13 protein-coding genes are annotated in these 12,103 nt (G+C 74.7%); 8 read left to right on the forward strand and 5 right to left on the reverse strand.

What is annotated here, in order from left to right:
* The first annotated feature begins 11 nt into the window (after positions 1–11).
* The 3 genes from OG335_RS27865 to OG335_RS27875 all read left to right on the forward strand — a co-directional run bounded on the left by OG335_RS27865 (position 12) and on the right by OG335_RS27875 (position 4,590).
* Positions 12–2,261 carry an MMPL family transporter gene (locus OG335_RS27865; protein WP_405013875.1) on the forward strand — a complete coding sequence of 750 codons (2,250 nt, stop codon included), beginning with the start codon at positions 12–14 and terminating at the stop codon, positions 2,259–2,261.
* 288 nt (positions 2,262–2,549) lie between these two features.
* The gene (locus tag OG335_RS27870; RefSeq protein WP_405013876.1) at positions 2,550–2,753 is read left to right on the forward strand and encodes a cold-shock protein; all 204 of its coding nucleotides are present in this window, start codon (positions 2,550–2,552) and stop codon (positions 2,751–2,753) included.
* A 175-nt stretch (positions 2,754–2,928) separates the two neighbouring features.
* Complete coding sequence (locus OG335_RS27875) at positions 2,929–4,590, forward strand: DEAD/DEAH box helicase (protein WP_405013877.1); 1,662 nt, start codon at positions 2,929–2,931, stop codon at positions 4,588–4,590.
* Between the two features lie 103 nt (positions 4,591–4,693).
* Here the strand turns inward: OG335_RS27875 and OG335_RS27880 are convergent, their stop codons facing one another.
* On the reverse strand, positions 4,694–5,554 hold the full coding sequence (locus tag OG335_RS27880) for a helix-turn-helix transcriptional regulator (RefSeq protein WP_405013878.1): 861 nt from the start codon (positions 5,552–5,554) through the stop codon (positions 4,694–4,696).
* Between the two features lie 115 nt (positions 5,555–5,669).
* Between OG335_RS27880 and OG335_RS27885 the strand changes: the two genes are divergently transcribed.
* The gene (locus tag OG335_RS27885; protein WP_405013879.1) at positions 5,670–6,680 is read left to right on the forward strand and encodes a gluconolaconase; all 1,011 of its coding nucleotides are present in this window, start codon (positions 5,670–5,672) and stop codon (positions 6,678–6,680) included.
* 42 nt (positions 6,681–6,722) lie between these two features.
* On the opposite strand, the gene OG335_RS27890 is transcribed toward OG335_RS27885, so the two are convergent.
* The gene (locus tag OG335_RS27890) at positions 6,723–7,706 is read right to left on the reverse strand and encodes an ABC transporter permease (protein WP_405015548.1); all 984 of its coding nucleotides are present in this window, start codon (positions 7,704–7,706) and stop codon (positions 6,723–6,725) included.
* A gap of 176 nt (positions 7,707–7,882) precedes the next feature.
* Here OG335_RS27890 and OG335_RS27895 point away from each other — a divergent pair, with 176 nt between their 5' ends.
* The 4 genes from OG335_RS27895 to OG335_RS27910 all read left to right on the forward strand — a co-directional run bounded on the left by OG335_RS27895 (position 7,883) and on the right by OG335_RS27910 (position 9,495).
* On the forward strand, positions 7,883–8,509 hold the full coding sequence (locus tag OG335_RS27895; RefSeq protein WP_405013880.1) for a TetR/AcrR family transcriptional regulator: 627 nt from the start codon (positions 7,883–7,885) through the stop codon (positions 8,507–8,509).
* Complete coding sequence (locus OG335_RS27900) at positions 8,506–8,952, forward strand: hypothetical protein (protein WP_405013881.1); 447 nt, start codon at positions 8,506–8,508, stop codon at positions 8,950–8,952. The genes OG335_RS27895 and OG335_RS27900 overlap by 4 nt, the downstream gene beginning before the upstream one ends.
* Positions 8,953–9,017: 65 nt before the next feature.
* Positions 9,018–9,239, forward strand: coding sequence for a hypothetical protein (locus OG335_RS27905; protein ID WP_405013882.1), 222 nt, complete (start codon positions 9,018–9,020; stop codon positions 9,237–9,239).
* A 22-nt stretch (positions 9,240–9,261) separates the two neighbouring features.
* Entirely contained in the window at positions 9,262–9,495 is a 234-nt protein-coding gene (locus tag OG335_RS27910; RefSeq protein ID WP_405013883.1) for a hypothetical protein, read from the forward strand.
* Positions 9,496–9,513: 18 nt separating this feature from the next.
* On the opposite strand, the gene OG335_RS27915 is transcribed toward OG335_RS27910, so the two are convergent.
* From OG335_RS27915 to OG335_RS27925, 3 genes are read right to left on the reverse strand one after another with little or no spacing between them, the layout of a single operon-like run.
* Positions 9,514–10,290: a sirohydrochlorin chelatase gene (locus OG335_RS27915; RefSeq protein WP_405013884.1), complete on the reverse strand. Its 777-nt coding sequence runs from the start codon at positions 10,288–10,290 to the stop codon at positions 9,514–9,516.
* Positions 10,291–10,301: 11 nt separating this feature from the next.
* The gene (locus OG335_RS27920; RefSeq protein ID WP_405013885.1) at positions 10,302–11,198 is read right to left on the reverse strand and encodes an ABC transporter permease; all 897 of its coding nucleotides are present in this window, start codon (positions 11,196–11,198) and stop codon (positions 10,302–10,304) included.
* Complete coding sequence (locus OG335_RS27925; RefSeq protein ID WP_405013886.1) at positions 11,185–11,991, reverse strand: ABC transporter ATP-binding protein; 807 nt, start codon at positions 11,989–11,991, stop codon at positions 11,185–11,187. The genes OG335_RS27920 and OG335_RS27925 overlap by 14 nt, the downstream gene beginning before the upstream one ends.
* Positions 11,992–12,103: the final 112 nt, after the last annotated feature.

Here is a 12,103-nt window from a genome sequence, read left to right on the forward strand (position 1 = left end):
GCATCACGAGCATGTTCCACCGAATCGGACAATTCGTCGTCAGGCGGGCCTGGTGGGTGATCGGCGCCTGGCTGGTCGCCGCCGTCGCGATCATCGGCAGCGCGCCGACGATCACCGCGCAGACCGACGAGGCTGCGTTCCTGCCCAAGCACTACGAGTCGATCCAGGCCTCGCAGCTCCAGGAGAAGGCGTTCCCGGCGAACTTCACGCCCGGCGCGATCGCCATGTTCGAGCGTACCGACGGCGGCGCGCTCGACGAGGCGGACAAGGCCACCGTCGGCAAGGTCGTGCAGGGCCTCGGCGCCAAGCACATCGAGTACGTCGAGACCGTCCTGCCGGTCGGCCCGCAGTCGTTCTCCAAGGACGGCAAGTACGGCCTGTCGATGATCGCCATCGACAAGACGGTCATGCAGAAGCCCGAGGCCGGCGACGCCGCCAAGGCCCTGCGCGAGGAGGGCGCCGCCCTCACCGCCGGCACCCCGGTCAAGATGCTCCTCGGCGGCCAGGCCGCGATGAACCTCGACCAGCAGGACTCCTCGAAGATCGCCGAGGCGCTGATCGGCTTCGGCACCGTGCTGATCATCCTGCTCACCCTGTGGCTGCTCTTCCGCAGCCCGATCATCGCGCTGCTGCCGATCCTGTCGATCTTCGTCTACTCGATGGTCGCCAACGGCCTCATCGCCGACGCCAGCAAGCTCTTCGGCCTCAAGGCCGACTCGTCGATGTCCGCGATCCTCATCGTCGTGCTCTTCGGCGTGGGCACCGACTACTTCCTCTTCCTCATGTTCCGCTACCGCGAGCGGCTGCGGGCCGGCGACGAGCGCAAGGAGGCCGTCGTCAACGCCGTCGGCCGGGTCGGCGAGGCCATCGCCTCCGCCGCGGGCGCCGTCGTCGTCGCCTTCGCCGTGCTCGTGCTCTCCAGCCTCGGCATGTTCAAGGCGCTCGGCCCGGCCCTCGCCATCGCCGTCGCCGTCACCGCCCTCGCCTCCATCACCCTCGTGCCCGCCGTGCTGTCCGTGCTCCCCGAGCGCGTGCTGTTCCGCCGCGTCGTCGAGTGGCTCCGCTGGGACGGCCGCCACCTCAAGTGGCTCGCCGGCCGGTGCCGCAGCCCCCGCCCCGGCGGCGGCTTCCCCGAGCACTGGATGCAGGCCAAGAAGGGCACCCGCTTCGCGACCATGGGCGACGCCGTACGCCGCCGCCCCGCCGTCGCCGCGCTCGCCTCCGGCCTCGTCCTGCTCGTGCTGACCCTCGCCGCCTTCGGCTACAAGGGCACCTTCGACCTGGCCGGCAGCTCCATGCCGAAGACCAAGGAGTCGATGGTCGTCCAGGACACGCTGATGGGCGCGTTCTCGGCCGGCGCCGCCGACCCGAGCCACGTCTACCTGACGGCCACCAACGGCAGCCCGCTCGACGCGGCGGCCCTCCCCGGCTACGGCGAGACCCTCGCCAAGACCGCCGGCGTCGCCCAGGTGCAGCCCAAGCCCGCCCTCAGCAAGGACGGCCTCACCGCCGACTTCACCGTCATGCTGAAGGACGCACCGGCCACCAACGAGGCCATCGACACCGTCACCGACCTGCGCACCGCGGCCCACGCCGCCGCCCCGGACGGCACCCGGGCGTACGTCGGCGGCATCACGTCCGTGTACAAGGACATCAACACCGCGATGGCCCACGACTACTCGCTGGTCTTCCCGGTCGCCGCGCTGCTGATCCTGATCATCCTGGCGCTCCAGCTGCGCAGCGTCGTCGCCCCCTGGTACCTGATGGCGTCCGTGGGCCTCGGCTTCGGCGCCACCCTCGGTGCCACCTCGCTGGTCTTCCAGAGGCTCGGCGGCGAGCCCGGCCTGATGTTCATGCTGCCGATCTTCATCTACCTCTTCGTGGTGGCCATCGGCACCGACTACAACATCCTGATGATCGCCCGCCTCCGTGAAGAGGTGAAGGAGGGCCGGACCCCGCGCGAGGCCGCCGGCGAGGCGATCAAGCACGCCGGTCCGACCGTCGCCTCGGCGGGCTTCATCCTCGCGGCGACCTTCGCCACGATGCTGCTGGCGGGCAACTCGCTCTTCAGCCAGATGGGCTTCTCCATCGCCTTCGGCATCACCGTCTCCGCGTTCGTGATGGCGCTCTTCTTCACCCCGGCGCTCACCGCGCTCCTGGGTCGCGCCGCCTGGTGGCCCGGCCACGGCGCCGACGCCGCCGGACACGGCGACACCGGCCCCGCGCTGCAGCAGCAGCCGGAGCCGGCCGGCCGGATCTGACCCGTCCGGCACCCGCGGACGGGGCATGCGAACTACCGTGCATGCCCCGTCCGTGCCCAGGTCAACCCCCGGTGTGACGAGGGAAACTCTCCCGATCATCACCCCGCACCCCGTGCTACAGTCGGTGCAGTTGCAGTTTTGGTTCCCATGAACGTGTGTGTGCGCCTGCTGGTACCAACCAACAGGCGCATTTGTTTTTATCCGGTGTTCTGTCTCCGGATGGGGATCGCGGCTACTCGGGGTCTGCGAGGTGCAGGCTCCTGGTTCCCCCAGGTAGAGGAGACGGTCATGGCTACCGGCACCGTGAAGTGGTTCAACAGCGAAAAGGGCTACGGCTTCATCGAGCAGGACGGCGGCGGCGCCGACGTCTTCGCCCACTACTCGAACATCAACGCCCAGGGCTTCCGTGAGCTCGCCGAGGGTCAGAAGGTCGAGTTCGACGTCACGCAGGGCCAGAAGGGCCCGCAGGCCGAGAACATTCGCCCCATCTGAGTCCGGCGCACAGCCGACTCACGTTGTGAAGCGAGGGTCCGCACCCCCAGGGTGCGGGCCCTCGCGCATTGCCGCCGAACGGCCGGGGCGGCCCCGCTTCCACTCCTGACGGCCGACCCACCAGGTCCGAGCGCACGGCACCACCGTGACCGCCGGCCGATCAGGACGGAGCACCATGACCGATCAAGCACGCCCGCAGCGCGGCACCTCCCGCCGCACCGGCGGCACGGCCCGCCCCCAGCGCGCCGCGAGCACCCGCACGGCGGCCGCCGGCGACCGCCGCGCCCCCCGGGCACCCCGCAGCACCGCCGCCCCCGCGACGCAGGAGTTCACCGTCGTCGAGGGCACCCCGGCCCGCCCGCCGGCGGCCACCTTCGCCGAACTGGACATGCCGAAGCCGCTCCTCGCCGCCCTCGCCCGTGAAGGCGTCACCGAGCCCTTCCCGATCCAGTCCGCGACCCTGCCCGACGCCCTCGCCGGCCGCGACGTGCTCGGCCGCGGCCGCACCGGCTCCGGCAAGACCCTCGCCTTCGGCCTCTCGCTGCTCGCCCGCACCGCCGGCAAGCGCGCCGCCGCCCGCTGCCCGCTGGCCCTCGTGCTGGTGCCCACCCGCGAGCTCGCCCAGCAGGTCACCGAGGCCCTGTCGCCGTACGCGCAGGCCCTCCAGCTGCGCATCGCCACCGTCGTCGGCGGCATGCCCATCGGCCGCCAGGCCAACCTGGTCCGCCGCGGCACCGAGGTGCTCGTCGCCACCCCCGGCCGCCTCGACGACCTCATCAACCGCGGCGACGTCGACCTCTCCGACGTCACCGTCACGGTGCTCGACGAGGCCGACCAGATGGCCGACATGGGCTTCCTGCCGCAGGTCAGCAAGCTGCTGGAGCAGGTCGCCGAGGGCGGCCAGCGGATGCTCTTCTCCGCCACCCTCGACCGCAACATCGACCGCCTCGTCCGCCGCTTCCTGGACGACCCGGTCACCCACTCCGTGGACCCGTCGGCCGGCGCCGTCACCACCATGGACCACCACGTCCTCCAGCTCGACCCGGCCGACAAGGCGTCCGCGACCGCGCACATCGCCTCCCGCGAGGGCCGGGTGATCATGTTCGTGCACACCAAGCACGGTGCCGACCGCCTCGCCAAGCAGCTCCTCGCGACCGGCGTCCGCGCCGCCGCCCTGCACGGCGGCAAGTCGCAGCCCCAGCGCAACCGGGTGCTCGACCAGTTCCGGGACGGCCGCATCACCGCGCTGATCGCCACCAACGTCGCCGCCCGCGGCATCCACATCGACGGCCTCGACCTCGTCGTCAACGTCGACCCGCCGATCGACCACAAGGACTACCTGCACCGCGGCGGCCGCACCGCCCGCGCGGGCGAGTCCGGCACCGTCGTCACCCTCGTCCTGCCCGAGCAGCGCCGCGACGTCAACAAGCTCATGGGCACCGCCGGCATCCGGCCCACCGTCACCAAGGTCCGCCCCGACGACGCCGAGCTGCGCCGCATCACCGGCGCCCGCACCCCCAGCGGCGTGCCCGTCGCCCTCGCCGTGCCCGAGGCCGCCGAACCGGCCGTCAAGGCCGAGGGCACCGGCGCGGCCGGCGGCCGGCGCCGCAGCCCGGGCAAGCGCTCGACGCTGCCCAAGGACGTCGACGCCAACGGCAACGCCCGCCAGGCCCGGCCCAAGCAGCGCATGGGTGCCGGCGCCGGCACCGGCGGCGGCGGCGCGAGCCGCACCGCGGCCGGTTTCATCGGCCGCTCCGCCGGCCGCGCCAAGCCCGGCAGCGGCTCCCGCAGCGGCGGCAACTACGGCACCGGCCGCCAGCGCCGCGCCGCCGACTGACCGGGCCGCACCAGCCGTACCGGCCGCACCAGGCCGCCCGGAGGGGCGCCGGACCACCGAGGTCCGGCGCCCCTCCGGCACGTTCCACACCCGGCGTCGCCGATCAGGCCGGTGCCGGTGCCGGTGCCGACGCCGACGCGAGCCGGGTCAGCCGCTCGGCCGTCGCCTCGTCGCGCGGCGCCAGCACGACCAGCTGGAAGCCGCCCGCGGCCCGCAGTGCCACCTGGTCGATCAGCAGCTCGCCGACGGTCTCGTGCAGCATCGTCTTCTCCGTCCCGTGGCGCTGCTGCACCGCGTGCTCGTCCAGCCAGCGGTCCGCCTCGGGGAACGACGCCCGCAGCCGCCGGATCAGCGCCGCCAGCCGGGCCCCGGCCGGCGAGGACTCCCCGCCCAACTCCCCGAACGCGGAGCGAAGTTCCGCCAGCGTCCGGCGGGCGTGCCGCTCCCAGTCCACGACCCGCGCCCGGTGCGCGTCGTTCGCGAAGACCGCCCAGGCGAGGTTGCGCTCCGCCGCTGCGCACGCCGAGAGCGCGAACAGCGCCTCCGCGGACGCGTTCCACGCCCGCACGTCCCAGGCGGCGTCCACCAGGAGCGCCGGCGCAGGGGCCTGCGACTCCACCAGCCGCCGCAGCACCTCCGGCACCTCGGGCGCCGCCTCCGGCACCGCGGGCAGCGGCGCGCACCCCGCCAGCCGGAACAGGTACGCCGACTCCGCCTCGTCCAGCCGCAGCGTGCGCGCCAGCGCGGCGAGGACCTCCGGCGACGGGTTGATGTCCCGGCCCTGCTCCAGCCACGTGTACCAGGTCACCCCCACCCCGGCGAGCACCGCCAGCTCCTCCCGCCGCAGCCCCGGGGTGCGGCGCCGCACCCCGGGCGCCATCCCCACGTCGGCGGGCGACAGCCGCGCCCGACGGCTGCGCAGGAACGACGACAGCGCCCTGCGACGCACCTGTGTACCGGTCAACGTCCGTCCCCACCCGTCCTGGTAGCCGCACTACCCCCATCAGCACGCACTGCCGCGGCCGGCCCGCCGACCCGAGGATCGAGACATCACCACAGCTCCTCCGATGGGATATCAGATGAACCGCCGCAGTGTCTCCCCGGCCCTGCTCGCCGCCGCACTCACCGCCGTCCTCACCGCGGTGCCCGCCGCGGCCGCACCGCTCCACCACCCGCACCGCGACCCCGCGGTCGTCGTCGGCAGCGCCGCCACCCTCCACCCCGAGGGCGCCACCTGGGACGCCGCCCGCCACCGCTTCCTCGTCGGCTCCGTACGGCACGGCACCGTCGACGCCGTCCGCCCCGACGGCACCACCACCCGCCTCGTCGACGACCCGGCGCTGGTCTCCGTCATCGGCCTGCACGCCGACGCCGCCCGCGGCCGCGTGCTCGCCGCCACCGGCGACCTCGGCGTCTCCGTGCGCAGCACCCCCGCCACCACCCGCACCCTCGCCGGCGTCGGCGCGTACGACCTCGCCACCGGCCGGCGGCTCTTCTTCGCCGACCTCGCCGCGGTCGCCGCGGACGGCGGCCCGCACCTCGCCAACGACCTCGCGTTCGGACCCGACGGCACCGCCTACGTCACCGACACCTTCGCCCCCGTCGTCTACCGCATCACGCCCGACGGCACCGCCTCCGTGCTCGTCCGCGACGCCCGGCTCGCCGCCCCGGACGGGGCCGTCGGCCTCAACGGCATCGTCCGCGAGGGCGGCACCCTGGTGATCGGCAAGTCCGACGACGGCACCCTGTGGCGGGTGCCGATCGACCACCCCGCGGCCCTCGCCCGGATCCCCGTCGACGCACCCGCCGGGGCCCTCCGCCACCTCGACGGCATGCTGCGCCGCTCGTCCGGCACGATCCGCGCCGTCACCAACAGTCTCGGCCCCGACACCCGCGACGCCGACGTGGTGCTCCGCTCCGAGGACGGCTGGCGCACGGCCCGCCTCGCCTCCCTCACGCCGTCCGTGGACCGGGCGGTCACCGCCGTCACCGAAGGTCCCGGCGGCAGCGTCTACCGGCTCTCGGGCCGACTCGACCTGCTGTTCGCCGGGACCTACGTCGACGGGTTCACCCTGCGCCGGGTGGCCTGACCGGGTGCGGCCCGGTGGCGCCCAGCAGGGCTGCGGGCCGCGTCAGGCCGGCACGCCGACGGGTGCGGGCACCACGACGGCCTCGTCCTGCGCGGGTGTGCGGCGGCGGGCGGCGGCCAGGCCGGTGGCGGTGAGGCCGAGTCCGGCCCAGAGGGCGAGGGTGAACAGCGGGCCGCCCGCCCCGGCGCCGCCGAAGTAGGAGACCGACCGCAGCAGGGTGCCCGCCGCGCCGGGCGGCAGCTGCTGCCCGAGGTCGCCGACCGGGGCGGGGAGCAGCTCCGGCGCGGAGGTGACCCCGGCGAAGGAGTTGCCGAGCAGCACCATCACCAGGGAGGCGACCCCGATGCCGGCGGTGCCGATCAGTGCGGCGGTGCCGGCGACACCGGAGCCGACCGCGAGGGTGGTGAGGGAGATCACTCCGGCCTCGGCCCACCACGAGCCGGTGAGCACCCCGAGCCAGCTGTGCGCGATCGCGGCGCCCACGAGCCCGGCGAGCACGGCCGCGCCGGCCAGGCCGGCCATCGCCCGGGCGCCGCGCAGCCGCAGCAGCGTGACGGTGGCGCCGGAGGCGACCCCGGCGAGGACGAGCGGCAGCAGGCCCGCGCCGAACACGGCGCCGCGCGGGTCCGCGGCCGGCACCGGGACCACGTCGGTGGCGTGGACGGCGGTGCCGTCGGGGCCCTCGGCGACGGCCGTGCGCAGCATCTGCGCGACGGTCGGGCCGGCGGCGGAGGCCGTCAGGAGTTCGGGTCCGGCGGGGCCGGCGACGAGGGCGCCGTAGACGGCGCGGTCCTCGACGGCCTGCCGGGCGGCGGCCGCGTCCGGGTAGCGGTGGATCTCGAACGCGTCCTGGTGTGCGGAGAGCTGCTTCTCCATCGCGGAGACGGCGGCGGGTGCGCCGGCGACGCCGACCGGGAGGTCGCGCGGGGCGGTGCGGGCGGCGGGCCAGGCGAACGCCCAGAGGGCGAGCGCCGCGATGGCGGGGACGAGCACCCAGACGGTGAGGAGCCTGCGCAGGGCCGGCAGCCGCCGGGTGCCGGTGGGCGGGGCAGCGTGGTCCGGGGCGGTCGTGGCCCGGGCGATGGGGGTGTCGGACATGGCTGCCCTCGATTCAAAGAGAAGGATCGTTCGTTTTACAGGCACCACTGTCCGCCCGGCGGGGCGCCTTGTCAAGAATGAACGTTCGTTTTAGAATTTCGACCATGGCCCGCGTATCCCAGGCACACCTCGACGCCCGCCGCCGTCAGATCCTCGACGGCGCGGCCCGCTGCTTCGCCCGCAACGGCTTCCACGCCACGTCCATGCAGGACCTGCTGCGTGAATCCGGGCTGTCGGCCGGTGCGGTGTACCGCTACTTCGCGAGCAAGGACGAGATCGTCGCCGCCATCGCCGAGGAGTGCTTCCGCCAGGTCCGCGCCGCGTTCGCGGACGCCGCCGCGGCCGTACCGCCGCCCACCCCCGACATCCTGCTCCCGCGGGTGCTGGGCGCCGTCTTCGAGAAGGCGTCGCCCGACGGCGACCGCCGGGCCTTCGCCCGCCTGATCGTCCAGGTCTGGACGGAGACCCTGCGCAACGAGGTGCTCGCCGCCGCCCTCCAGGAGGGCTACACCGCGATGCGCGTCATCTGGACCGACCTCGCCGAGGACTACCGCGCAGCCTGCCTGATGCCGCCCGACACGAACGCCGACGACGTGGCCCGCACCCTCATCGCCACCGCCCAGGGCTTCATCGCCCAGCAGGCCCTCTTCGGCGACGTCGACCCGGAGACCGTCCGGGCCGGCCTGCACACCCTCACCCGGATGAACCTCCGCGAGGAGGCCGCCCCGTGACCCCCGCCCACCGCCTCGACCGCCAGGAGCACAGCCTCGACGCCCTGCTCGCCGCGCTCGGCCTCACCTGCGCCCCGCCGGACGACGACCCCCGCGTCACCGCCCTCGCCGCGCGTCACCCGCACTACCCGCAGTACCACCGCATCGGCCACAAGCGGCAGACGGCCTACCGGGCGCTCGCCGCCGACCGCGCGCTCACCCGCGCCCACGAGCGGGAGGTCCTCACCGCCCTCGTCCACGACGACGACCCCAGCTCCCCGCGCTGGCTCGCCGCCGCCCTCGTCACCGCGGTCGGCGCCCGCCGCCTGCAGGAGCACCTGCTCACCGTCCTCGCCACCGGCACCCCGTACGAACGCGCGTGCGCCGCCGGCGCCTGGCACTGGGCGGACGCCGACCCCGGCGACCCGCGCTACCGGGCGGCGATCACCCGTTCGGGTGAGTGATCATCCGAAACCGCCGGGTGCGCCGGAGCCACCGGCGAGAACGCGGCCCCCGGGAGCGGTGGCTGATGGCCGCCGTACCCCGGCCGACCTCGCCGGTCCCGCCCGGGAGCGGGTGGGCCGCCGACGGCCCCGACCGGCACGAGGAGGGCGAACTCCCCGTCCGCGTGTTCGAGTTGGAGCCCACGACCGGTACGTACGTGCCCATGGGAATCCACCGCGAGCGGCTCGCGCTCGACCTGCCGTTCCCGATCGACCTGGATCTGACGGACCCCCGGCGCCGGCCGTGACCGCGCCGGTAGGGTGCGCGGTATGCGATGCGGAGTGTGCGGGTCGGACCGGCTCAGCCCGGTGGGGGAGTTGACGACGGAGGCGCTCGCGCCGAACTTCCTGCACTTCAAGTTCCCCCGGCCGAGACTGTTCAGAGCACGGCCCACGTTCGTCGCCCAGTTCGCCCGGGCCTGCCGCGACTGCGGCACGCTCTTCCCGTGCCTCGGCGACTACGAGCGGAAACTGCTCGACGACTCGGTGGACGGCCTGGCGTAGCGCGGCCGGCCGGGCGGCTCAGGCCGAGAGCGCCCGGCGGGCGCCGGCCAGGGACAGCGCCGCGTCGTACCGGTCCAGCAGCAGCACCGCCACCTCCTCGGCCGCGCCGATCACCTCGGCGAGCACGTGCGCGTCGCCCGCGGCGGCCGCGATCCGGTCGGGCAGCCGCCCGGGGGCCAGCAGGTAGGGCGCCACGGCGGTCCGTACGGCACCCGCGGCCCGCAGCGCGGCGAGCGCCTCCGGCACCCGCGGCCCGCCCGCGGAGGCGTACGCGACCTCGACGGCGGCCCAGCCGCGGCTGCGCCGCCAGGCGGCGGCCAGCGCCCGGGTGGCGGTGTCGGCGGCCGGGTCGGAGGAGCCCGCGGCGGCCAGCACCACACCGGTGCGGGCGCGCTGCGCGGCGGTGCGCATCGGGAGGCCGGCCTCGGAGAGGCGGCGGTCGAGGGCGTCCAGCAGCAGCGGGGACGGCCCGAGCACGTCCGCGAGCGGCAGGTCGGCGCCGGCCGCGCGCAGGGCGGCGGGGATGTCGGTCTTCGCGTGGAAGGCCCGGTTGAGCAGCAGCGGCACGGCGACGGCCTCGCCGAGCCGCCCGGCGACCTGCGCGATCCGCGGGGCGCAGTGGTCGAGGTAGGCGGTGGTGACGGCCAGGCCGGGCCGCAGCGCCCGGACCCGGTGGACGAGCGCGTCCACGGTGGCGGCGTGCCGCGGGTCGCGGCTGCCGTGGGCGACGAGCAGGAGGGCAGGACCGCCCGCCCCACCGGGGGCGGTGGGGGCGGGCGGTGTGCCGGTGCGCATGGCCGTCGTCCTCAGCGGGTGGTGACCAGCAGGCCGCGGTTGCGGAGCACGCGGCGCTCCAGCGGGGAGAACACGATCAGGTCGATCGCGACGCCGACGACGAGGATCAGGATGATGCCGAGCAGCACTCCGGACATGTCGGAGAACTCGCGCTGGTTCTCCAGGTACCGGCCGAGGCCGACGCCCAGGTCGGGGGAGGCGGCGATGAGCTCGGCGGCCATCAGGGAGCGCCAGGAGAACGCCCAGCCCTGCTTGAGCCCGGCGAGGTAGCCGGGCAGGGCGGCGGGCAGCAGCACGTGCCGGGCCCCGGCGAGGCCGGTGGCGCCGAGCGTGCGGCCGGCCCGCAGGTAGATCGGCGGCACCTGGTCGACGCCGGAGACCAGGCCGTTGGCGATGGACGGCACGGCGCCGAGCAGGATCACCGCGTACATCGCCGAGTTGTTGATGCCGAGCCAGATGACGGCGGCGGGCACCCAGGCGACCGAGGGCAGCGACTGCAGGCCGGCGAGCACCGGCCCGAGGGCGGCCCGCACCGGCCTGACCCGGGCGACCAGCAGGCCGATCGGGGTGCCGATGACGACGGCGGCGAGGAAGCCGGAGATGCCGCGCCACACGCTCGTCCAGATGATGGAGAAGAGCGTGCCCTCGTACCAGAGGTCGCTGAGCGACTGCCAGACGTCGGAGGGGCTGGGCAGCTTGTCCGAGGTGGTCAGCTCCAGGCTGTAGGCGAGCTGCCAGGCGGCGAGGACGAGCAGGATGCCGAGGACGGGCGGCAGCACCTTCTGGCGCAGGACCTCCGTCACCGGGGTGCGCTGTACCTGGACGGCGTCGAGAGCGTCGAGGCCTGCCTCGACGCTCGCGGTGTCGTCCCGGTCCTTGACCAGGGTGGGGGTGTCAGTGCTGGACATGGCGGCGGATCTCCCCACGCAGCTCTTCGGTGATCTCGACGGACAGGTCCGCGACGCCCGAGTCCTCGATGCGGCGCGGCTGGGGCAGGTCGATCCGCCACTCCTTGGCGACCCTGCCGGGGCGCGAGGAGAGCAGCACGACGCGCTGCGCGAGCCGGACGGCCTCGCGCACGTTGTGGGTGACGAACAGGACGGCCAGCTTGCGCTCGGCCCAGATCCGGGTGATCTCGTCGTGCAGGACGTCACGGGTGATGGCGTCGAGCGCGGCGAAGGGCTCGTCCATGAGCAGCACGTTGGCGCCCTGGGCGAGCGAGCGGGCCAGCGCGACGCGCTGCCGCATGCCGCCGGACAGCTCGTGGACGCGCTTCCCGTGCGAGCCGCCGAGACGGACGAGCTCCAGCAGCCGCTCGGCCTCGGGGCGGCGCTCCTCGCGGGGCACCCCCGCGAGCTTGAGGGCGAGCTCGATGTTCTTGCCGGCGGTGAGCCACGGGAAGAGCGCGTGGTCCTGGAACATCAGGGCCGGGCGTCCGCCCGCGACCTCGATGTCGCCCGCGGTGGGCCGGTCGAGGCCGGCGACCAGGTTGAGCAGGGTCGACTTGCCGCAGCCGGAGGCGCCGAGCAGGGTCACGAACTCCCCGGGGGCGACGTCCAGCGTGATGTCGTCCAGGACGTGGGTGGCGGCTCCGGGACGGCCGAACGACTTGTGCACGTGCGAGAGGCGGACGGCAGGCCGGCTGTCGGCGGGCGCGTCGGTGAGGGTGGCGGGCTCCGTGGTGGTCAGTGCCGGGGTCATCCGGGGACCTCCTCCGTGAGTGGACGTGGGCCCCTCCTGTCCGTCTGCGGGCAAGGAGGGATGGCGGCTGGTGGCTCGGGGGCCGGGGTCCGGCCCCACCCCCGCCCGGTGA

It is taken from the genome of Kitasatospora sp. NBC_01539, from assembly GCF_045040525.1.
Lineage (GTDB): Bacteria > Actinomycetota > Actinomycetes > Streptomycetales > Streptomycetaceae > Kitasatospora.

Bases quoted from the DNA above. Each gene is read 5' to 3' on its own strand.
- OG335_RS27910 (WP_405013883.1), top strand. From the start codon at position 9,262: ATGCGATGCGGAGTGTGCGGGTCGGACCGGCTCAGCCCGGTGGGGGAG.
- OG335_RS27885 (WP_405013879.1), top strand. From the start codon at position 5,670: ATGAACCGCCGCAGTGTCTCCCCGGCCCTGCTCGCCGCCGCACTCACC.
- OG335_RS27875 (WP_405013877.1), top strand. From the start codon at position 2,929: ATGACCGATCAAGCACGCCCGCAGCGCGGCACCTCCCGCCGCACCGGC.
- OG335_RS27905 (WP_405013882.1), top strand. From the start codon at position 9,018: ATGGCCGCCGTACCCCGGCCGACCTCGCCGGTCCCGCCCGGGAGCGGG.
- OG335_RS27925 (WP_405013886.1), bottom strand. From the start codon at position 11,991: ATGACCCCGGCACTGACCACCACGGAGCCCGCCACCCTCACCGACGCG.
- OG335_RS27920 (WP_405013885.1), bottom strand. From the start codon at position 11,198: ATGTCCAGCACTGACACCCCCACCCTGGTCAAGGACCGGGACGACACC.
- OG335_RS27895 (WP_405013880.1), top strand. From the start codon at position 7,883: ATGGCCCGCGTATCCCAGGCACACCTCGACGCCCGCCGCCGTCAGATC.
- OG335_RS27870 (WP_405013876.1), top strand. From the start codon at position 2,550: ATGGCTACCGGCACCGTGAAGTGGTTCAACAGCGAAAAGGGCTACGGC.
- OG335_RS27915 (WP_405013884.1), bottom strand. From the start codon at position 10,290: ATGCGCACCGGCACACCGCCCGCCCCCACCGCCCCCGGTGGGGCGGGC.
- OG335_RS27865 (WP_405013875.1), top strand. From the start codon at position 12: ATGTTCCACCGAATCGGACAATTCGTCGTCAGGCGGGCCTGGTGGGTG.